A 21864-nucleotide genomic window follows, 5' to 3' on the forward strand; every position below is an offset into this window, starting at 1 on the left:
TTCTTACAATTTCTGATCAACATAGTATACTTCATTCGCCCGTTCGGCTCATCTTTTTGTGCGGTGTTGTCTTCATTATGAACCAATCGTTTTCGACTCGTCCTCTATTCAAAACATTTAGCCTCTTGGCAATCAGCATAAGCTTAGTGGCTTGTGGTGATAATGCTTGGTGGTCAAATAATAAAGAACCCGAAATGAAGGCAGAACAAATTACCAAAGTACTGCCACCGCGTGTGAATGATCGCCAGTCTTGGTCGCAAGATATCTTTGATATCATGCAACAGCTTAGTATTCCTAAAACCAAGCAAAATGTATGCAGCATTGTGGCTGTGGTTGATCAAGAGTCTAACTTTGTCGCTGACCCTGCTGTACCTGGCTTGGGTGAGAAAGCAGTTCAGGAAATCAATACACGCCTCAAAGAGAAGTTTGAAGCTAAGTTAGGTGAAACGATTGGCGGCACTGTGGCAGGTTATTTTGAGGATGTACTCAAAAACCAACCTTCCCCAGAAAATAACTATATGAGCCAAATGCGCAAAGTCAGAACTGAGCGTGAACTCGATTTGCTTTATCGCGAAATTTTTGACTATATGTCAAAGCATTATCATGTCAGTGCTCTCACAGGCGCAGCGAAATTGGTTGGACAAGATATTGGCGAGAAAATGAACCCAATTACCACACTGGGTTCTATGCAAGTGCATATTAATTATGCCAAAGAGCATAAACGCCAAAGCGGAAATATTGCTGAACTACGTAATGATCTCTATACCCAATACGGCGGCCTATATTATGGCATCCATCGTTTGATGGAATATTCTGTTGATTATGACAAAGCCATCTATCGATTTGCCGATTACAATTCAGGCATGTATTCAAGCCGTAATGCAGCTTTTCAAAAGATGCTTGAAGTCATACAAGGTAAAGACCTTGATTTAGATGGCGATCTCTTACTTTATAATAAAGATGGGAATGTCCAATCTGCACTGAGCCAATCTGAAAAAGAAGTGATCTCAGCGTTTACCAACAATAAAATTCTGGTTACTCCACGTCAAATTCGTGCGGATTTAAAGAAAGAAAAAGAGAAGAAGTTCGAAGATACACAAACTTATTTAGCCGTTCAAAAGTTGTATCAAAGTAAAACCAATAAAGAACCTATTTATGCAATTATGCCCGAGGTCGTTATTTCGGGCCCTAAACTGAGCCGTGACTACAATACCAATTGGTTTGCCAGTCGCGTTAATGGACGATATGAAACATGCATGCAAAGAGCGAAACGCATAAAACTCTAAATCTTGCTTTATTTGATTTCGATGGAACACTCTATCCAAGAGACAGTTTCACAGGGTTTATTTTCTTTGCACTATCAAAACGTCATATTGTCAAAAGAGGCTTGAAAATCCTGCCATGGATTCAAGCCTATTATTTACGCCTCTACCCTGCGCATGCCATGCGACCACGTTTATTTCAAAGTATGTTTAAAGACATTTCTGTAGATGTGGTCGAACAACTGGCCCAAGAATATGCACAGAAACTGATTAAAAGATTAGATCCCGATTTATTCCAGCAACTTCAATTGCATCAGCAACGTGGTGATCACATTGTTCTGGTATCAGCATCGGTTGATCTTTATTTAACTCCAATTTGTGAGGTTCTCAATATTGAATTACTGTGCACCCAAACTGAAAGTAAAGATGGACGCTTAACAGGTCGCTATCGCTCAGAAGATTGCAGTTGTGAGCAAAAGAAATTGCGCATTTTACAAAGCTACAATTTAGCAAATTATCAAACGATTTATGCCTATGGCAATAGTGAAGAAGATCTCGAAATGCTCTCTTTGGCAGACCATCCCTATATGATGGGAGCAGAGCAAGCACTTCCCACCTTAGAGCTAAAAAAATTAAATCAAGCAGACATAAAAAAGCCCGCTTAATGCGAGCTTTTTTATTTCAAACAATTTAGTAGATTGCCATATGATCACGATGGATCATTTCTAGCGATCGTGCTTCACCGAGTACCTGATAGACTTTTTCCGATGATAAACCTTTAATCATTTCGGCAGAACGCGAACTAAAATTCACACGACCTACTGCGACACGACCACCGTTTTTATCAACACATTCAACTACATCACCACGATCAAAATGTCCTTCAATCGCTCTGACTCCGACAGGCAATAAACTACGATGTTTGAGCTTAATCGCTTCAACCGCACCATCGTCAATCACTAAACGACCCGCAGTTTGTAAATGCGCTGCCAACCATTGCTGATGTGCTGTCACACGATCATTGTCAGTAGTAAATAAGGTACCCAACATCTCACCCGCCATTAGGCGAGCCAGCACATTTTCGCTTTCCCCACTGGCAATCAAGGTAGGACAACCCGACTTTGCCGCTAGACGCGCAGCGCGAACCTTGGTGACCATACCACCACGACCAAGCACGCCACCGCCACCTGCCATTTCAAACAAACGATCGTCGAGTGCTCGAACAGCGGAGAACAATTTTGCATTTGGATTGCTACGTGGATCTGAATCAAACATACCTTGTTGATCCGTTAAGATAATCAACAATTCTGCCTGTACCTGCCCCGCAACCATTGCTGCCAACGTATCGTTATCACCAAACCGAATTTCATCAGTAGAGACAGTATCATTTTCATTAATGACTGGAATGACATGCCAATCAATCAAGTTCTGCAAAGCATCACAAGAGTTGAGATAACGACGACGATCAGCGAGATCATCATGCGTGAGTAACACTTGTGCAGTTTGGATACCATGTTGATCCAGTACGCTTGACCATGTATGGATTAAACCCATTTGGCCAATAGCAGCACAAGCTTGTAGACTGGGTAGATCAGTGGGTCGACTCGCAAGTTTCATGCGTACCATCCCTTCTGCAACTGCACCTGAGGACACAAGAATAATCTCATGTCCAGCATTGTGTAGATCTGCAATTTGTTTCGCCCAGTGCGAAATTGCATTTAAATCTAGACCTTGCCCATTTGCAGTGAGTAAAGATGATCCGATTTTAACAACGATTCGTTTACACGCATTGAGCTGACGTTGCCCATCGACCACTTCTATCATTTTTCCCTCGGTTTACTAGTCACGAATGTAGACGCTTTCTACATCGCCTTCGTCTTCATCGTCATCAAAGTCTTCATCATCGTCCAAACCAGCTTCACGCTGTGCTTTACGCATGGCACGATATGCTTCTTTCGCTGCGATGGTTTGTTCACGTGTCTCAGCTTCAAGCTGCTCACGGAATGCTTTCACTTCTGCTGCATACTCAGGATCTTCAACTTCGCGCTCACGTTGTTGCTCGATTTGATCCATTAAGTAATACACAACTTCTTTGGTTCCTTCCGACATAAGACCAGAAGTTTTAAATACAGGGCCTTTCCATTGCAATTCATCAAGAATGTGCTGACACCATTCTTCTCTTGATTCTTCTGCAATTTGATCCAGTTTATTTAATACCAAGACCACTGGCAGTTTTGCCAATGTTGGAGAGAATTTTTCTAACTCACCTAAAATCGCTCTTGCATTATGTGCTGGGTCAGAACCATCAATTGGCTGAACATCAACAATATGCAAAAGAATACGCGTACGCGCCAAATGCTTAAGGAAACGAATTCCTAGACCAGCACCTTCAGCAGCCCCTTCGATTAATCCTGGAATATCTGCCATTACAAATGAGCGATGACGATCCGCATCAACCACACCGAGGTTTGGTACCATCGTAGTAAACGGATAATCTGCAACTTTTGGTTTTGCTGCGCTGACTGCACGAATGAACGTTGACTTACCTGCATTTGGCATACCGAGTAAGCCAACATCTGCAAGTACTTTCAACTCTAAACGGACTTCACGATATTCACCTTTGATCCCGTGCGTACACTTACGTGGCGAACGGTTAGTCGATGACTTAAAGTGAGTATTACCTAAACCACCATCACCACCATGGGCAACTTTTACACGCTGACCATCAGCGACCAAGTCACCAATAATGTCACCAGATTCAGTATCTACAATGGTTGTACCGACTGGCACTTTCAAAATAACGTCTTCGCCGCCACGACCAGAACAGTTCGCACCCGAACCATTTTTACCACGCTCTGCACGATAGCGACGCGTATAACGGTAATCTACCAATGTGCTGGTATCATCATCGGCTTGAATATATACACTTCCGCCACGTCCCCCATCACCGCCATCTGGGCCACCAAAAGGGACAAATTTTTCACGGCGAAAACTGGCTACGCCATTGCCACCGTCGCCAGCCTCTACGATAATGACTGCTTCATCAACAAAGCGCATGTGCCAATCCTCAAATTCTTAAAAGCGGACTATTTTGCCACATTTTAAGAAAATTCTCGAATAGAAAATTGAATGTAACAACAGTTTTTATTTCAATCTTAACCACATTAAGCAAAAATTTTCGTATTCTATTAATTTTATCAGTATAATTAATCACTTAAAAAAATTACAGGATAAAAATAAGTGTCATCATTATTTTATATTTGGGATGCGAAACAACATCATCCTGAAGTCACAATTGACTCATTGGCACAAGCAGAATATTACGCAACCAATTCTCAATGTACAGGATTCACAGAAAAGTTTAAAAATTGGCTGCTTAATGTAGAGAATATCGTCACCAATCCTGAGCTTGCCGCAAATTTTGATGAGGAAATTATTGGTTCTTTTACCAATGTAACACGTTACTTTGATGCTGCTGACAATGTCTTTAAGATTGAACAAGGTTTATTGGTTAAAAGTAAATATCTCTATAAAATCTTGATTGAGACTTTACGCCAACATGACCTAGTTGCCTTTGATGCAAGGTCTTATCTCTTTTTTAGTCAGGAACAAATATTCCCAGACCAACACAATATTGAAAGAATGCTGGATGCGGTGAGTCCTGTAACTCAAGAGCAACTAGAGCAATTTAAGGCTATTCCACCAAACGAAGATGAATTAATTATCTTTGCTAAGCAATGGCTGAAAAGTCATCTTGAAACATTAAATTTTATTGATCAAAGAAAAATAAATCAATATAACGAATCTATTGGGCGGTACAGAGATGTTAGGGAGAGTATATATGAAAATATTTTAATTATAACTTCACCCAATCCATTTGGTTATAAACATATTTCTTTAACAAGCTATGTTCAAGTTAAACCCAATATCACTATTAGACTTCTTAGAGAACACCCTATAAATAATTATACATTGCAATACGACCCTGTTATACATGGTATAAATAGTAAATTACTACCAATTACGCAGCCAGAACAGCTAAAAAATATTTTTCAACAAATATATGATTTTCTTATTTATGATGCAGAAAAGCATCAAGATATAGAAACATTAAACCAATGGCTCAATCATGGTGATGAAAAAGAATATATTACAGGCTTAGGTGCAATATCACGACTTGTACTGGCGAAATATGTAAACGATCCTTTATATAATCAATTGGTGGCAGAAGCCCTACCTTATGTTAATAGAAATAGATTCTTCAAAAATATGACAGTAGAAAAATTCCATGAGAGACTGGAGCAGGAAATAAAAAATATTCTAGAAAACTAAACTATCTCAAGTCCCCTTCCTCATTATCATTCGACCTTGATCTATCTCAAGGTCTCACATTCTTCAAAGGCAGTTCCATTTGCATATCTAAATTGGCTTTGGTCTGTTGCACCGAGTTATACATGATTGCATCAAAGGAAGAAATCTTACTCATATTAATCGCATCATTCATATAAAAACTCGGCTTAAATTGGTGCTTCACTGGCAAATCAACAGTTTCATCAAAAGCAAAATACACAGGCCCATCAAAAACAATTTTTACAGGAACGGTATAAGTACGTTTCAATTGAAATGGAATATCCAACTTCACTGGAATATCTAAACTCAAAGGAAACTTGGGCAATAATTTATTCTGATAGATCAAATCGGTGCTGGTTTCAATCGGTACGACTTCATCTACTTTCAGCGTAGTTTCATAGTTGATATCAACCGTAATCGGTGTTTCAACTTCAAAACTCAAATCAGCCAAATACTTGCCTTTTAAAGGCAATTGTAGAGTCCGATCAATGTCCAATACCGTATTTAGCTGACCTTCAGATTTCACTCTTAAATGATCACCTACTTGGATCTTGGTTCCCAAGGATTCAGGTAAACGAATATCCGCCTGTTGCGCAGAAACAATCAAAGATGCCTGAATATTTAAATAAAACCAAAATAGGATTGCCACCAGAGTTGTCACAATCACAAAGCTAATCAGCAGGCTTTTCAGTGTTTTGGGCATCTCCATTACTCACCTGCTTTTATATCGTTTTGAGCTGCTTGTACTTCGACGGGTTGAGCTTTAACACGATCCAAATACATCGTGGATAACGGAATCTTTAATTCACCCTGTGCAATTTTGACAGGTAAAGTATTTTTAACATCGACAGTAGCATTAAGCTCAGAAGTGATCGGTACATTCAAATTGCCTTGAATTGGAATGTTCGCATTCAGCTGTGCTTTCAAAGGAATATTCAAGTTCTCTTTAAGTTCAGTACGAACCGGTGCATCAAATTTCAAATGTACTTTTTGCTGTAGCGGCACTTGAATATCAATCGGCACATCCAGCTGTAAAGGGATTGAACCTTTCAATGGTAAGGTGACGTCCTTACCTAAAATTTTAACCTGTACCTTGGTATCAATCGGCAGGCTTTGATTGACCTTAATCGTTTCCTTTACAGGAATCGTGGTACTGATTGGAACTAAATTATCAAAATAAACCCGTGGCGTCAGGGTTTGAGTCAGAGGAACATTCAGCTGTTCATTAATTGGAATCTTGGCATCGACACGACCATTCACATCCACATTGAGCGCATCTTTAACCTTCACACGAACCTGCAAAGGCTCTTGTAAGTCGATGGCGACATCTTGATTCTTTAATGGAATATAAATATTAAAATGCTTAAATACCCACATCGCGATATACACACCACACAAGTTGGCAACCACAATTAAAGCAAATACCACGAATAAACGTCTGAACTGCAACAATGAACGATTCCTTATTAATTATTTCCCTTTTCCATTATTCTCATCGATTTTTATGTTTTATTCAGCATATATTCTGTACAGTCAATAAAAAAGCCCAGTTTATTAACTGGGCTTTTTATCATTCTGCAAACAAATTATGCATTTGTTTCAGCAGGGATTTTTGTATAGCTTACGCCACACATTTGTTCAGCGATACGTAATACTTGGCAGCTATAACCCACTTCGTTATCGTACCAAACATAAGCAGTTAAACGTGTACCAGAAGCAATTGTTGCTTGCGCATCAAACACACCAGCTGTACGTGAACCAATAAAGTCACTCGATACAACTTCAGTTGAGTTAGTATAACCAATTTGACCTTGTAAACTAGAGTTGATTGAGATTTGACGAATGTATTCGTTCACTTCTTCACGATCAACTTCTTTCTCTAAGTTAAGGTTCAAGATTGCAAGAGATACGTTTGGTGTTGGTACGCGTACAGAGTTACCTGTCAACTTACCTTTAAGACCTGGTAACGCTTTTGCAACTGCTTTTGCAGCACCAGTTTCAGTAATTACCATGTTCAATGTTGCAGCACGGCCACGACGGTCTGCTTTATGATAGTTATCAATTAAGTTTTGATCGTTTGTGAATGAGTGAACTGTTTCAACATGACCATTCAATACTTTGTATTTGTCATCTAAAACTTTTAATACAGGTGTAATTGCGTTGGTTGTACAGCTTGCAGCAGAGATGATTTTATCTTCATCTAAGATGTCAGAGTTGTTCACGCCAAACACAACGTTCTTCATCTCACCTTTACTTGGTGCAGTTAATACCACACGAGCAACACCTGCACATTTCAAGTGTTGGCTTAGGCCTTCAGCATCACGCCATTTACCAGTGTTGTCGATAAGAAGTGCATTTTCAATACCATAAGCAGTGTAATCCACTTCGCTTGGGCTTGACGCATAAATCACTTTAATGAATTGACCATTTGCAATGATTGCTTCGTTTTCTTCGTCTACAGAAATCGTACCATCAAAAGTACCGTGAATAGAGTCACGACGTAATAACGAAGCACGTTTCGCCAAGTCACCATCAGATGATTTACGAACAACAATTGCTTTTAGGCTTAAACCACGACCCAAACCAGATTGGCTGATGATTAAACGCGCTAAGATACGACCGATACGACCAAAACCGTAAAGAACAACATCTTTAGGTGCAGCAGCAGTCACATTGCCTTGAATTGGAGCAACTGCTTGAGCAACGAAAGCATCAACATCGCCACCTTGGTTTTTATATTCAACAGCAAGTTTACCGATATCAACTTCAGCAGAACCGATGTTTTCCACTTTCATTAACGCTTCCAAAATTGGGAAGGTATTTACAACAGAAAGCTCAACATCAAGCATACGTGTACGACGATGCGTTTTTAAAATTTGAATAACTGAACGGTTAATTAAAGAACGGCCGTAAACAGAAACAACAATATTTTTCTCACGGTACAATTGACCAATTAAAGTAATCATACGTTCCGCGATTTCTTCACGGTTTTTCCAACGACCTTGGTGTTCTGCGTGTAGGGCAATGATAGTGTCTTTGCTCACTGATACGTCCTCTAATTTATATATACTGGGCGTGAATTTTTAAAACGCCATAATTGTAATAGAATTATCATCAAGATTGAATCAAAAGCTGCTAAACGAGCTAAGATTTTGTCCTAATTGACTATAAATTCATAAAATACCTATAATTATTTTTGTGAATTTTGGTGGAAATCCATTTTCATCATCAAAATAGCTGAAACTTAGTACATTTACATAACAGTTTTATTGATAGTTCAGCGTAATGGACAAGCACTTTTAGCATTTATCCTTCAAATTCACCCGTTGCGAATACTGTTTTAAGTTCAATTCTAGATGTTGCTTGCGCTTCCTCTGTTGATACAAATGTATTGCCCCTTCAATCACCAGTACCAACACCGCCAGCCAAATCGGAATATAGGTTAACCATTCATCTGCCCCGATTTTTTCTCCAATCAGCAAAGAGACCAAGGCCAACAAAACAGGTTCTAAATAACCCAGTAAACCGAAAATAATTAAGGGTAGATAGCGACTCGCAAGAATATAACTACCCAGACCAATGGCACTGAGCAAACCTAGCCCTATCACCACCAAGATCAAACTCGGATGTTCTAAAAACTTGAGATAAGGTGTATCCCCTGTTTGAGTAAAGAAAATCGCAACTGGAAGAATCAGTAAAAGATCCCACCAGAATCCACCTAAATTATCAGTTTGAATCTTTTTGCGAAGAATAAAATAAGCTGCGTAGCCCAAAGCAACAAAGGCAGTTTCCCAAGCAATACTGCCTAAACGCCATACCTCATGTCCGACACCAAATGCAGCGAGTAATACCGCAACGTACTGCAACTTTGAAAGCTTTTCACCATATAGGATACTTCCAGCCAATACCAAAACCAGAGGTAATAGGAAATATCCCAATGAGACTTGTAATCCACGACCATGCATAGGTGCCCACAAAAACAACCATAACTGCGCTGATGTCAGTACCGATGTAATGATTAAAAGTAGTAATAACGAGGGCTGCGCGACAATTCTTTTAAAGATGTGTTTGATATGACTCAAGTCACCGCTGAACCACATAAATAGCGTTAAAACGGGTAAGGTCGCAATGATGCGCCAACCAAAGGTTTGTTCACTATCAAATGCACCAAGCAATTGAGTATAAAAGTACAAAACCCCAAAAGTAACTGAAGCCAAAACTGAATAAGCAATTCCTTTAAACATTTTAGGCCTCTAATTTTTGGGAATCTTCCAAAATACGTGATTTATCCACTATTTGAAATTAAAAAAACCATGCAAGCATGGTTCTTATTCAGTATATCGTATTTATTTAATGATGTTCAGGGTAAATCACATCACTAATATCATAACCTAATGATTTAGCGTAATTTAAATATTCATGAATAATTTCTTTTTTGGGATTAGGTATCCGTGAAAGTACCCATAAATATTTACGGCGCGGTTCTCCAACCAGTACCGTTTGATAATCAGCATCGAGTTTTAAAATCCAGTAATCACCACGGATCACAGGAACCCAACGCACAACCTCAGGCAAAAAACTTACCCGCAATTTGGTATTAAATGGTGCATTGGCAACAAATGCCTCACCTACACTTTGCTGTACGTTGCCTTCACTGTCATAACACTTGTTATCAACAACAATATTGCCATTTTCATTTAAGGTATAAGTCGCGGTGACGTTATAAGCGCACTTACGCTCAAAAAACATCGGTTTTCGCGCGACTTCGTACCAAACTCCCAAATACTTATCGAGTTCAACTTTATCGACTGTCGGTAACGGTTTTGCTTGTGCATAAGCAATCGTTCCAACAGCTAACCCAGTTAAGACAGCCCCACCAATCGCAATCTTTGCAAGGCGCCAACTCGCTTTCGGGAAATTTTTAATAAAAGGCATGAGAAATCCTCAAAACAGTAATTTGTTATCAATAGTCATATAGTTAGCAATTTAAAATAGCTTACTTTGTGAACAAAAACTGTTGCGATATGTATCCCTTTTGAGGATTTCTCTGTTTGATTATGACTGCAACATATGCGCTTTAAGACGGACAATCTCATCGCGTAATCTTGCCGCTTGTTCAAACTGTAGCTCTTTCGAGGCTTTTAACATTTCCTTTTCCAGTTTGCCGATATGCTTTGCAAACAATTTTGGATCAGATAACAAATGCTGCTCATCTGCACTGATCGACTGCGCTTGCTCAAGCACTTTTTCATCAATTTCATCATCACTGAGTACTTCACCCGTATCAATTTCCTTGATGGTTTGGCGCACTGCACTACGAGGGGTAATACCATGTAATTCATTAAATTCAATTTGTTTATTACGGCGGCGATCTGTTTCATCCATCGCTTTCCGCATCGAATCCGTAATACGATCGGCATATAAAATTGCTTTACCTTTGACATTACGTGCCGCACGACCAATGGTTTGGATCAATGAACGTTCTGAACGCAAGAAACCTTCTTTATCTGCATCTAAGATTGCAACCAAAGACACTTCCGGCATATCCAGACCTTCACGCAGCAAGTTAATCCCGACCAATACATCGTGCACACCCGTACGTAGTTCGTGAATAATTTTGACGCGCTCAACCGTATCGATATCCGAGTGCAGATAGGCCACTTTAACGCCATACTCTTTAAGATATGAGGTTAAATCCTCAGCCATCCGTTTAGTTAAGGTCGTAACCAATACTCGCTCGTTGAGTTGCTTACGAATATTAATTTCAGAAAGCACATCATCCACTTGGGTTAATACTGGACGTACTTCAATTTCAGGATCAATCAAACCTGTTGGACGTACCACTTGCTCAACAATTTGCTCTGACTTTTCCAATTCATAATGTGCAGGCGTTGCGCTAACAAAGACCGTGGTTGGAACAATCCGCTCCCACTCTTCAAATTTCATTGGACGGTTATCCAAAGCACTTGGTAAGCGGAAACCATAATTCACCAAGTTTTCTTTACGTGAACGGTCGCCTTTATACATCGCTCCAATTTGAGGAACGGTCACATGCGATTCATCAATAATCAGCAAGGCATCTTCAGGAATATAATCAAACAAGGTTGGCGGCGCTTCACCAGCCCCACGACCTGAAAGATGACGCGAGTAATTTTCAATACCATTGGTATAACCCAATTGTTGCATCATCTCTAAATCATAACGCGTACGCTGTTCAATCCGCTGTGCTTCTAATAACTTGTCATGTTCTTTGAAAAATTTAAGCTGATCTTTCAACTCATCTCTAATTGTATCAATAGCACGAGTTAAATGGTCTTTCGGGGTCACATAATGACTCTTTGGATAAATGGTCACACGCGGCACTTTACGTACCAATTTTCCAGTCAACGGATCAAACCAACGAATCGAATCAACTTCATCGTCAAATAATTCGACCCGAATCGCGTCTTTATCCGATTCCGCAGGGAAAATATCAATGATTTCACCACGGATACGATAAGTACCCCGTAAGAACTCCAGTTCATTACGGGTATATTGCATCTCTACTAGACGACGAATGATCTCATCACGGCTGACACGATCACCTTGCACGATATGCAACAGCATTTGCATATAGGCATTTGGATCACCCAAACCGTAGATTGCAGAAACCGAAGCAACAATAATCGCATCACGCCGTTCTAACAATGCACGTGTTGCAGAAAGACGCATTTGATCAATGTGATCATTAATAGCCGAATCTTTTTCAATAAAGGTATCTGATGACGGCACATACGCTTCAGGCTGATAGTAATCGTAATAACTGACAAAATACTCAACTGCATTATTCGGGAAAAAAGCTTTAAATTCACCATACAACTGAGCCGCAAGGGTCTTGTTATGTGCCATGACAATTGTTGGACGTTGCGTCTGAGCAATCACATTGGCCATGGTATAGGTTTTACCCGACCCTGTTACCCCAAGCAGTAATTGATTACGAAAACCTTGGTCAATACCACTAACCAATTTCTCGATTGCCTGAGGTTGATCTCCCGCAGGTTGATAATTGGTGACTAACTCAAAAGGTTGGTTTTCGCTCATATAGAGATACTCAACTGATTGGATGGCTATTTTCACTTTCTAATGGGGGCAACAAACTGCTTTTTAAAGTCTAACGATACTTTTGAATTGTTATGCAATTTCCAACACAGTCAAATCAAGAGATTGCCCTAGTCTTTAAAAAAGCGCGCAATTTATACTTATAAACCTAAAAAACTTAACAGAATGGGGTTAAATTTCAATCTCGTTTTGATATCAATTGTTAACTATAACGCCTAGACAATACATCACAGTATCAAGGAATCTGCCAAGAAAGCCATGATATATATTTTAGTGCTTAGCCATACTTGACTCTCACCGTCATTGGAATAGCGTCACGCAGAAACATGTCTTGAATAAATTAATCTCAAGCAAGACTTGACCCGCTACGCAATCAACTGCAACATGGACTTATACTCGATTTCAATGATAAGAATATGACTTACCAATATCACGATGAAACAATCGTAACGGAACTCCCAGAAGATACGGTCTTTGTTTTTGGTAGTAATTTAGCAGGGATACATGACAGCGGTGCGGCCCGTGTCGCAGCACAACACTTTGCAGCAGTCAAAGGTGTTGGTCGTGGTTGGGCAGGACAAACCTTCGCAATTCCAACACTGAATGAACACTTACAACAAATGCCATTGGCTCAGATAAAGCATTATGTCGAGGACTTTAAAGTCTACGCAAAACACCACCCTAAAATGAAATATTTTTTAACGGCATTAGGCTGTGGTATTGCGGGTTATAAAGTATCTGAAATCGCCCCATTATTTAAAGGCATTCACTCCAATGTGATTTTTCCAGAATCTTTTCGTCCCTATATCGAAGAAGATGCTGTTTCACAATTTCCAGACCTAACTGCTGATGCGGTACATGCTTTTATTTCAGATAAGGTCATTTTCTATTTCGATCATGGCTACGAGTCTTTCGAAGAAGCACTCGATCAAACTCAGTTAACCGCAGCTGAAAAAGCCATTGCTTTGGTTGTTTTAAATGAAGAGTTGTACCCGCGTGATCGCTATGGGCGCGGTCGTGAACATGAAATCAACGATATTTTAGGCAAGCTCAATGGCAAAATTTTCAACTTTCATAACAACGCTGAAGGTGCCATGACCTTTGTCAGTGTGATTATTGCCTTGATGGAACTTTATGATATTGATGAGTACGATTTTCTCAAACTTTGGCGTGGTGAACTAAAAATACAACATCCATTAAACCGCTATTGATAAGAAAAAAAGCCAATCAGATTGATTGGCTTTTTTTCTTAACGCTTACCCATCGAACGACGTGTACCGCGTGGTGGCATCCAAGTGCGATCAGCATATTGTTCAGGTTTTGGACGAACCTGATTATGCGTTGCATCCTCAGCATCATCCTGAGCAGATGGCATTGGAAACGGCAATTTCACCAAAGCTTTTTTGGCTTTAGGTTGTTGGGTACTCATTGGAATTCTCTCGAAATCTAGATTTCTAGCCGCATATTGTAATAGATTTTTGCGCTTTTGATAAAAATAAAATATGTAAAAAAACACAATGATTCTAATGCTTAAAATTTAGTAACTTTTTATGCGATTCTGGCAAGTTTCAGCCACAAAGAAGTCGATTTAGGCTAAGATAACCTGCTTTTTATTTTTTAATCCCATAAGAAGGAATAATGCCGTGGACGTACGTCTCTCTGATCGTGTCAATGCCATCAAACCGTCCCCTACACTTGCAGTGACCAATAAAGCCGCTGAGCTTAAAGCTGCTGGTAAAAACGTGATTGGTTTAGGTGCAGGCGAACCAGACTTTGATACCCCTCAACACATCAAAGATGCTGCAATTGAAGCGATTAATAAAGGCTTTACAAAATATACAGCTGTAGACGGTACTCCAAGCTTAAAAAAAGCAATTATTGCGAAATTCAAACGCGATAATAATTTAGATTATCAAGCCAACCAGATTCTGGTGTCTTGTGGCGGTAAGCAAAGTTTCTTTAACTTGGCACTTGCTTTGTTAAACAAAGGTGATGAAGTGATCATCCCTGCACCTTTCTGGGTAAGCTATCCAGATATGGTGATTATTGCTGAAGGCACACCCGTAATCGTGAAATGTGGTGAAGAACAACGCTTCAAAATCACACCAGAACAGTTAGAAGCGGCAATCACACCAAATACTCGTCTAGTGGTATTAAACAGCCCTTCAAATCCAACAGGTATGATCTACACCAAAGCTGAGTTAGAGGCTTTGGCAGAAGTATTACGTCGTCATCCACAAGTATTTGTTGCATCTGATGACATGTATGAACCAATTCGTTGGGAAGATGAGTTCTACAATATCGCGACTGTTGCACCAGACTTATATGACCGTACCATTGTTTTAAATGGCGTATCTAAAGCCTATGCAATGACAGGCTGGCGTATCGGTTATGCAGCAGGCCCTGCAAAAATCATTGGTGCGATGAAAAAGATCCAATCACAATCGACTTCAAACCCAACTTCGATTTCACAAGTTGCAGCTGAAGCAGCATTGAATGGCCCACAAGACGTATTACAGCCAATGATTGAAGCATTCAAACGCCGTCATGACTTAGTGGTTAACGGCTTAAATGACATCAATGGTATTTCTTGCTTACCTGCTGATGGAGCGTTCTATGCCTATGCCAATATCCGCCCGTTAATTCGTGCCAAAGGTTTAAAATCTTGCACAGAATTCTCTGAATGGTTACTTGAAGAAACAGGTGTTGCTGTTGTTCCTGGCGATGCGTTTGGCTTAGGCGGATTTATGCGTATCTCTTATGCGACTGCTGATGAAGTTTTAGTTGATGCTTTAGCACGTATTAAAAAAGCGGCTGATTCAATTGAAGGCGTTGATGCCGCAATTGCATCGATTGCAGCAGAAAAAGCTGCGAAATAATTTTTCCGCAATACAAAAGAAGCTTCTCAATGAAGCTTCTTTTTTATCTCTTAAATTTATACCTTAACTAAAATTGGGATTCCTAAAACGAGTACTATTGAGCTGATTCATCACTAAAAAGTGCAACCACTTCTGCCTCGGTCATCTTCTTGGTCACATTTTGAAAAGCATAAAACTCAGGTTTACAATCGATATAGATTTCCAAATCAAGATTTAAATCTTGTGGCGACTCATTCAATGCAAATGCATTGATATTGCAATAATTCTGATCTTTAGTCCGCCAAAATAAATTAGTACCACAAGCATTACAGAATCCCCGCTCGCCCCAAGCCGATGAATTATAAACAGAGAGATGGTCTTGTTTTAAAAATTTTAAGCTGCCCTGTTTGACATCAATCGTCATAATCACGCCACTGGTCTGTCGACGACAAATCGAACAGTGACAGGCATGTACATCATGATTACTTAATTCAACTTCAAATGTGGTTTCACCACAAACACATTGTCCTTTCATTATAAATTTACCTTTTATTCAAACTTGTTATTTATGAATTATCGTTAGCATAAAACAAAGCACGCATGCTGCAATCAATAATTTGTAAAACATGATATGGATCGATGAACTGTATTGACAGTCTCTGATGGAAAGACTACGTTATACACAAGTTCCTTTTTAGAACTATATAGGAAAAAACATGAAACACCCGAAAGAAATGAATGGACTTGAGTTTTTAACCGCGATGTGTGAAGGGAAAATTCCACCTGCCAGTATTAGTGAAACTATTCCGATGCAACCAGTAGAAGTTGCAGAAGGATTTATCAAATTTGAAGTTCAAGCAGATCAACGTCACCTTAACCCGCTGGGTGGTGTACATGGTGGTTTTGCTGCAACCGTACTTGATTCAGTGACAGGCTGTGCTGTTCATACGCTTTTAGAAGCAGGCGTCGGTTATGGCACCATTGATCTAAATATTAAAATGTGTCGCCCTATCCCTAAGAATCAAAAACTCACAGCGATAGGCAGCATGATCAATATCAGTAAAAATTTAGGTATTTCTGAAGGTAAGATTGTCGATGCAGATGGTAAACTTTATGCGCATGCAACCGCAACCTGCATGATCATTCGCCCATAAGCACAGATTAAGCAAATGGGCTATTTCATCATAGCCCTATGCAATGGCCTTATGCGCTTGAAAGTTTTTTGGTCGAATACATAAATGACTGAACACTGCGTATTGCCAAATGCTTTTCACTTGTACTGAAACAACCTTTTGCTCTGCCACAGACCAAGCCAAAGCAGTGTTTGCACCTAAAAATAATTCACCACCAAGTTGAAATAAATATAAAGGTGCATGCTCGTCGACAGTCGATGTATTTTTTTGTGTGAGTAGATCTTTAGCCGTTTGAATTTTCCATTTATTACCAAACCATAATTGCAGTAAATCACCCAGATACAAGGCTTGTTGCTTAAACGGGAAAGTATTTATAAATGAATGTTCAACTGGCGTATAATACTGCGCAGCATCTTGAATAATCTCGAGATAATGCTCTTGATAAAAAGACAAATTTGAAAAAATAGATTGAATATTTAGAATAGTCATTTCGACCTCCAGTTTAGCCATTTTAGTGCTGGCAAGTAGGGTTAAATCCACACTGTTTAGATAAATATCTAAACGCTCTTTCTAATTCGAATCTAGCAATAGCCTGTTCAAAGTTCAAGTTATTTTTCCTACTTTATCGTAATTGTGCAAATAAAAAGCATACGATGCAAAAATGAAAGAAACATGACAGTTTTATCTTGACCAATTCTAAAAGCTGCCTATAATGGCACTCAGATTCTCCCATAGCTCAGTCGGTAGAGCGACGGACTGTTAATCCGCAGGTCCCTGGTTCGAGCCCAGGTGGGAGAGCCAAGATTCTAAAAAGCCCAGATCACTGATCTGGGCTTTTTATTTTAAATATACAAAATACCTTTATAACGACAATTACGATTATTTTGTTCATTTCATGTTGAGTATCGTATAAATTTCAACCTACCTATTATTTTGACTATAAAATAAAACTTAGCGATGATGTTATGGAAAACACATAATGAAAAAACTTCTATTCTGTTTAATCATCTTTTGCAGTCCAGCAATGGCCGCCCAAACCACTTGGTATGCTGGTTCCTCTTATAAAGGCACAGTGACTGTACCCATTGAAAATGGACCTAATGTGGTCTGGAAATGTAATGGTCGTGTCTGTAGCATGTCTGGCCCTTGGGGCAATGCTCTCTCCTTAGATTCTTGTCAGAGTCTAGTCTTACGTATTGGCAAGATTAGTTATTATAAAAACTCAGCAGGTGCAATCTGGAATACCCGCTCCACTGAATTGGCACAATGTAATCAAGTTGCACGTTAATATTCAATATTTTGGTTAAGCGTTTATTATTCATACTGATTTTACTTGACGGACTGCCATTTAGGCCCTAAAATTCGCTCCAGATTCTCCCATAGCTCAGTCGGTAGAGCGACGGACTGTTAATCCGCAGGTCCCTGGTTCGAGCCCAGGTGGGAGAGCCAAGATTCTAAAAACCCACTCTTAATTGAGTGGGTTTTTTATTTGCTTTTTGATAAATACATGTTTGAATCGAATCACCTCTTATTTCTAACGATTGGTTTTATTAGTACAGCTATCTTGCTCTTTAGCTGTATACGCCCTTTCTTTCCCAAACAAAAGTTCTTTGCTCGACCTGTCATCACATCATTTGAATCAAGAATGTTTGTACGATTACAACAGGCCTTTCCACAGCATCATGTACTTGCGCAGGTAGCCTTTAGTGCATTGATTACCAGTGATCACTATAAAATCCGCAGTAAATTCAACCGTAAAGTGACTGACTTTGTGGTTTTAGATCAAGAGATGAATGTACTGGCGATTATTGAGTTAGATGACCCCAGCCATATCGGAAAAGAATTAGAAGATAAAAAACGAGATCAGATGTTGCAAGAAGCAGGTTATGTCGTACAACGCTATACACAAATTCCATCTGTAAAACAATTACAGATGGATCTTCGATAGTCAGCTAATTTAAGAAAAATTATTCCGCCTTTGTCGCTTGTTCAGCATTTTTCTGCTGTTCAAATTTCTTTGCCATTTCAGCGCGTTGCTGGTCATATTTTTTCTTGGTTTGCGCATCACTTTTCGCAGCAACAAAGGCCATACCTACAATAAAAATTGGAATTAACAATCCCAAACTCATTAATAACCAAGGGATTGATTTTTTCTCAACAGGTGGCTGGCTCATAAGTGATTTAAACTCAAATTGCATGGCTTTAAACTGTGCAACAATATAACAAAAAAGAGCCCCTATAAAGAGACTCTTTTTAAAAGTAAATTTCTTCTAAATAAGCAAAGAAATCTTAGAATTTACCAGTACAGTGAGGGCTTTGGCTGGCATCCTTCTGCGCATCCGTCAATACGATACCTGTACCTGCTGACATATTGGCTTGGATAAAGCCATAAGCATCCGCATTCTTACAAACAATTGCTTGAGTATGACTCGCTCCAACAACTGGCAAGAATGTGACTTTAGTACCCAATGCAATCAATCCTTTTTGCAAGGAATCTGTCACTGGATAAGGCACTGCCATATCTAATGTCCCCTGAATAATCATCACTGGACTGTTTATTTTCTTGGTCGCAGGTTGATTATCTGTTAGGAATTTTTTCACAGTTGGATTTTCTTGGAAGTTACCCGCTAAGCCTGGATAGTCCAAAACAGTTTTAGTGGTATCTTTGCTGATAAAGTCACGAATATCTGCTGCAAACTTATTATGCAAATCATCTAAACAGATGCCATTTTCACCTGTCGTACCTTCGGCGAATTCAGCAATTGAGCGAGAACGTTCCTGAAAAATTTCCCGATAATTAAATTTAGGATCATAAGCTGTAATACCAACAGTCGTATATGCAGCATAAGCAAGCAACTCTGCATAGACTTCAACAGCTGTACCCACTGGTGCAAGACCAGCCTGTTCTTGCTTAAGAATATTTGCAATTGCCTGTGGTGCAACAACAGAGATGATATAACCAAGGCTCGATGCAGGAGCGCCCGCAACCGCACCTTTATAATTTGCATCATTATTTGCAAATTCAGCAGTACCCAATGAAGCATGACCACCTTGAGACTGACCAATAGACATCCATTGTCCATTGAGTTTCGCCCCATAATGATCTTTTGCTGCTTTTACCGCTGCAATCGCAGATTTAGCTTCACTACCCAAGTTTAGATATGGATGAATTCCTGGAGTCCCCAAGCCTTCATAATCTGGCGCAATCACCACATAACCCGCCGCCAATAAAGTATCAGCGAGGATTTTAAAGCGAGGATTCACAGTATTATTACTTGGTGCACAGCTATCACCCACCCCAACCGTACCATGCTCCCAGACCACCACTCTATAACCATCAGCGGGCTGAGCAACTTTAGGGAACATCACCAGTGCGGTTGCTTTGGCAGTGCGACCTTGAACATTCTCCATGTTATAAGTCATTACCTTGAGTGATGAGGCATTATCCACTTTATCCTTAGAATAAGTCGTTTCAGACAGATAGGTTTTATTCGAATCTACCCCGGTATAATCATCATCATTGTCATTACACGCTGTTAAAAATAATGCAGAAATCGAGAAAGTAACTGCTAAAGCAATGTTTGACCGTTTCATAAAATATCCTTTTAGTCCTTGTCTTATTTTTGTGCATGAATCTACATGCCGTATTATTAAGGCATAAAAAAAGTGCCCTGCATAGGACACTTTTCAACTATTTAGTCAGATTAAAATATTAATTCTAAAAAAATTCCAAGAAAAATAATCAGTCCTACCCAACGATTGTGACGAAATGCCCAAAAACAAATTTGTGGATCACGATCTTTGGTTTTGAAAGCTTGATAGGCAAAATCTACCGCAACGATCAACAACGCAATCAATCCAAACGGTAACAACAGATTTTCTAAATATAAAGCCCCACCGATCAGCAATAAACTGAGAATCTGGAGTAACCCGATAATTTGTATATCGTAACGACCGAATAAAATCGCTGTCGATTTCACTCCAATTTTTAAATCATATTCTCGATCGGTAATCGCATACTGAGTGTCATAAGCCACCGTCCATGCCAAATTACCAAAATATAAAAGCCAACAAGTTAAATCTAAGGGCTTACCCATCGCGGTAAAAGACATGGGAATTCCCCATGAAAAAGCCATACCTAACACCACTTGCGGCAAGTGTGTATAGCGCTTCATAAAAGGGTAAATGAATGCCAGTACTAGACCAGCTAGGGCGCAATAAAACGTTGCAATCGGTAGAAAAAATAAAGTACACGCACTTGCTGCAACTAATCCCAAAAAAACATAAACCGCTTCGCGTGGACGAATGATGCCAGTGGCTAATGGACGTGTCTTGGTACGCTCTACATGGGCATCGACTTTACGATCAGCAAAGTCATTGATCGCACAACCCGCTGCACGCATAAAAATCGTACCCAAAACCATCGCAATGAGAATCTGCAAAGGTGGTAAACCACCAGCAGCAATCCATAGTGCCCACATGGTTGGCCAAAAGACCAGTTCTGTACCTACAGGCTTATCAAAACGGCATAGATAGTAATAGGCTTCTAAACGTTGCCGCCATGTTGTGTGTTGCACTGTTTCCATGATGAATCCTTAGAGTCAATGCTGTCGAATAAACTGTTCAAATGCGGGAAGAAATGTTTCTTGCACAATAAATTTGCAGCCATGCCAAGTATAGCAACTTTGTCTGGTCCAACCTTCTTCAAGATAAATAACCCGCCTTTCGCAGGCTGGGTTGGTTCGTTGAAATAAAAACCAGCCAATTGGCTTATTACGAATATGCCGAAATAAACGCGCTTTCTTGTGTAAGCTTAAGATTGGAAAAATACTTTTCGCTTTGACCCAAGCTTCTGTTTCACTACCATAAAGATTGGTTTCTCGCACCCATGCAATATGGTGTGCTGGCATTTGCATCCACTGGCTATCGTTAAAGGTGAGTCGTTGAAAATGTTCTTTAAGACGTTCGACATGAAACTCCCCCTCACCCAGATCAGTCAATTGCTGAGTAAGGGAACCAGATGCATACAACCATTTTTTCAATTCAGTTGGGATCTCTCGTCCCTTAATTCTGTTTGGTCGTAAATTTCGCATGCTTGGCTCACTAAAAACATCGCGATTAGTGTACATGAATTTCTTTGGAAAAAGAGCATGACTTTCAATT

Annotated in this window: 23 protein-coding genes and 2 tRNA genes; 10 read left to right on the forward strand and 15 right to left on the reverse strand. The window is 39.7% G+C overall.

Going from position 1 to position 21864, the window contains the following annotated elements:
• Positions 1-77: 77 nt before the first annotated feature.
• Together WA352_RS07900 and WA352_RS07905 are read left to right on the forward strand one after the other, a co-directional pair.
• Positions 78-1286, forward strand: a complete 1209-nt coding sequence (locus WA352_RS07900) for a DUF1615 family protein (RefSeq protein ID WP_336141927.1) — start codon at positions 78-80, stop codon at positions 1284-1286.
• Positions 1253-1927, forward strand: a complete 675-nt coding sequence (locus tag WA352_RS07905) for an HAD-IB family hydrolase (RefSeq protein ID WP_336141931.1) — start codon at positions 1253-1255, stop codon at positions 1925-1927. Before WA352_RS07900 ends, WA352_RS07905 begins: the two co-directional genes overlap by 34 nt.
• Before the next feature lie 25 nt (positions 1928-1952).
• On the opposite strand, the gene proB is transcribed toward WA352_RS07905, so the two are convergent.
• A complete protein-coding gene (gene proB / locus WA352_RS07910) occupies positions 1953-3086 on the reverse strand; it encodes a glutamate 5-kinase (protein WP_005202457.1) in 1134 nt (377 codons plus the stop codon).
• Positions 3087-3101: 15 nt separating this feature from the next.
• Positions 3102-4319, reverse strand: a complete 1218-nt coding sequence (gene cgtA / locus WA352_RS07915) for an Obg family GTPase CgtA (protein ID WP_004808499.1) — start codon at positions 4317-4319, stop codon at positions 3102-3104.
• A 183-nt stretch (positions 4320-4502) separates the two neighbouring features.
• On the opposite strand from cgtA, the gene WA352_RS07920 reads away from it, so the two are divergent.
• The gene (locus WA352_RS07920; RefSeq protein WP_336141934.1) at positions 4503-5594 is read left to right on the forward strand and encodes a hypothetical protein; all 1092 of its coding nucleotides are present in this window, start codon (positions 4503-4505) and stop codon (positions 5592-5594) included.
• A gap of 46 nt (positions 5595-5640) precedes the next feature.
• Here WA352_RS07920 and WA352_RS07925 read toward each other — a convergent pair whose 3' ends face one another.
• The 6 genes from WA352_RS07925 to uvrB all read right to left on the reverse strand — a co-directional run bounded on the left by WA352_RS07925 (position 5641) and on the right by uvrB (position 12692).
• Entirely contained in the window at positions 5641-6321 is a 681-nt protein-coding gene (locus WA352_RS07925; RefSeq protein ID WP_005213513.1) for a hypothetical protein, read from the reverse strand.
• Positions 6321-7064 carry an MFS transporter gene (locus tag WA352_RS07930; RefSeq protein ID WP_336141935.1) on the reverse strand — a complete coding sequence of 248 codons (744 nt, stop codon included), beginning with the start codon at positions 7062-7064 and terminating at the stop codon, positions 6321-6323. Before WA352_RS07930 ends, WA352_RS07925 begins: the two co-directional genes overlap by 1 nt.
• 134 nt (positions 7065-7198) lie before the next feature.
• The gene (locus WA352_RS07935) at positions 7199-8656 is read right to left on the reverse strand and encodes a glyceraldehyde-3-phosphate dehydrogenase (protein ID WP_004808502.1); all 1458 of its coding nucleotides are present in this window, start codon (positions 8654-8656) and stop codon (positions 7199-7201) included.
• Between the two features lie 255 nt (positions 8657-8911).
• A complete protein-coding gene (gene rarD / locus WA352_RS07940) occupies positions 8912-9856 on the reverse strand; it encodes an EamA family transporter RarD (protein WP_336141938.1) in 945 nt (314 codons plus the stop codon).
• Positions 9857-9962: 106 nt separating this feature from the next.
• Positions 9963-10547, reverse strand: coding sequence for a lipocalin family protein (locus WA352_RS07945; protein ID WP_151716243.1), 585 nt, complete (start codon positions 10545-10547; stop codon positions 9963-9965).
• 120 nt (positions 10548-10667) lie between these two features.
• The gene (uvrB, locus tag WA352_RS07950; RefSeq protein ID WP_336141939.1) at positions 10668-12692 is read right to left on the reverse strand and encodes an excinuclease ABC subunit UvrB; all 2025 of its coding nucleotides are present in this window, start codon (positions 12690-12692) and stop codon (positions 10668-10670) included.
• Positions 12693-13126: 434 nt separating this feature from the next.
• On the opposite strand from uvrB, the gene WA352_RS07955 reads away from it, so the two are divergent.
• The gene (locus WA352_RS07955; protein WP_171549739.1) at positions 13127-13921 is read left to right on the forward strand and encodes an A1S_2505 family phage non-structural protein; all 795 of its coding nucleotides are present in this window, start codon (positions 13127-13129) and stop codon (positions 13919-13921) included.
• 38 nt (positions 13922-13959) lie between these two features.
• On the opposite strand, the gene WA352_RS07960 is transcribed toward WA352_RS07955, so the two are convergent.
• Positions 13960-14139: a hypothetical protein gene (locus WA352_RS07960; protein WP_004652676.1), complete on the reverse strand. Its 180-nt coding sequence runs from the start codon at positions 14137-14139 to the stop codon at positions 13960-13962.
• 214 nt (positions 14140-14353) lie between these two features.
• Between WA352_RS07960 and WA352_RS07965 the strand changes: the two genes are divergently transcribed.
• Positions 14354-15589: a pyridoxal phosphate-dependent aminotransferase gene (locus WA352_RS07965; protein WP_336141944.1), complete on the forward strand. Its 1236-nt coding sequence runs from the start codon at positions 14354-14356 to the stop codon at positions 15587-15589.
• Positions 15590-15683: 94 nt separating this feature from the next.
• On the opposite strand, the gene WA352_RS07970 is transcribed toward WA352_RS07965, so the two are convergent.
• On the reverse strand, positions 15684-16103 hold the full coding sequence (locus WA352_RS07970) for a GFA family protein (protein WP_336141947.1): 420 nt from the start codon (positions 16101-16103) through the stop codon (positions 15684-15686).
• Between the two features lie 181 nt (positions 16104-16284).
• On the opposite strand from WA352_RS07970, the gene WA352_RS07975 reads away from it, so the two are divergent.
• Positions 16285-16722 (forward strand): PaaI family thioesterase, encoded by a 438-nt coding sequence (locus WA352_RS07975; RefSeq protein ID WP_005202437.1) that lies wholly within the window; start codon positions 16285-16287, stop codon positions 16720-16722.
• 36 nt (positions 16723-16758) lie between these two features.
• Here WA352_RS07975 and WA352_RS07980 read toward each other — a convergent pair whose 3' ends face one another.
• Positions 16759-17190 (reverse strand): hypothetical protein, encoded by a 432-nt coding sequence (locus tag WA352_RS07980; RefSeq protein WP_336141949.1) that lies wholly within the window; start codon positions 17188-17190, stop codon positions 16759-16761.
• Positions 17191-17426: 236 nt separating this feature from the next.
• Here WA352_RS07980 and WA352_RS07985 point away from each other — a divergent pair.
• The 4 genes from WA352_RS07985 (at position 17427) to WA352_RS08000 (ending at position 18649) form a co-directional block, all read left to right on the forward strand.
• Positions 17427-17502 (forward strand) — tRNA-Asn (locus WA352_RS07985).
• 178 nt (positions 17503-17680) lie between these two features.
• Positions 17681-17989: a hypothetical protein gene (locus tag WA352_RS07990; protein WP_004808514.1), complete on the forward strand. Its 309-nt coding sequence runs from the start codon at positions 17681-17683 to the stop codon at positions 17987-17989.
• Positions 17990-18074: 85 nt separating this feature from the next.
• Positions 18075-18150 (forward strand) — tRNA-Asn (locus WA352_RS07995).
• Positions 18151-18208: 58 nt separating this feature from the next.
• Entirely contained in the window at positions 18209-18649 is a 441-nt protein-coding gene (locus WA352_RS08000; RefSeq protein ID WP_032865200.1) for a DUF2726 domain-containing protein, read from the forward strand.
• A gap of 19 nt (positions 18650-18668) precedes the next feature.
• Here the strand turns inward: WA352_RS08000 and WA352_RS08005 are convergent, their stop codons facing one another.
• The 4 genes from WA352_RS08005 to WA352_RS08020 form a co-directional block, all read right to left on the reverse strand.
• On the reverse strand, positions 18669-18875 hold the full coding sequence (locus WA352_RS08005; protein WP_005202434.1) for a hypothetical protein: 207 nt from the start codon (positions 18873-18875) through the stop codon (positions 18669-18671).
• Between the two features lie 115 nt (positions 18876-18990).
• Entirely contained in the window at positions 18991-20295 is a 1305-nt protein-coding gene (locus tag WA352_RS08010) for an alpha/beta hydrolase (protein WP_336141954.1), read from the reverse strand.
• Between the two features lie 110 nt (positions 20296-20405).
• Positions 20406-21287, reverse strand: a complete 882-nt coding sequence (ubiA, locus tag WA352_RS08015; protein WP_171549734.1) for a 4-hydroxybenzoate octaprenyltransferase — start codon at positions 21285-21287, stop codon at positions 20406-20408.
• A gap of 15 nt (positions 21288-21302) precedes the next feature.
• The gene (locus WA352_RS08020) at positions 21303-21794 is read right to left on the reverse strand and encodes a chorismate--pyruvate lyase family protein (RefSeq protein WP_171549733.1); all 492 of its coding nucleotides are present in this window, start codon (positions 21792-21794) and stop codon (positions 21303-21305) included.
• Positions 21795-21864 lie beyond the last annotated feature (70 nt).

Source organism: Acinetobacter sp. 102, assembly GCF_037028485.1.
Taxonomy (GTDB): domain Bacteria; phylum Pseudomonadota; class Gammaproteobacteria; order Pseudomonadales; family Moraxellaceae; genus Acinetobacter; species Acinetobacter higginsii.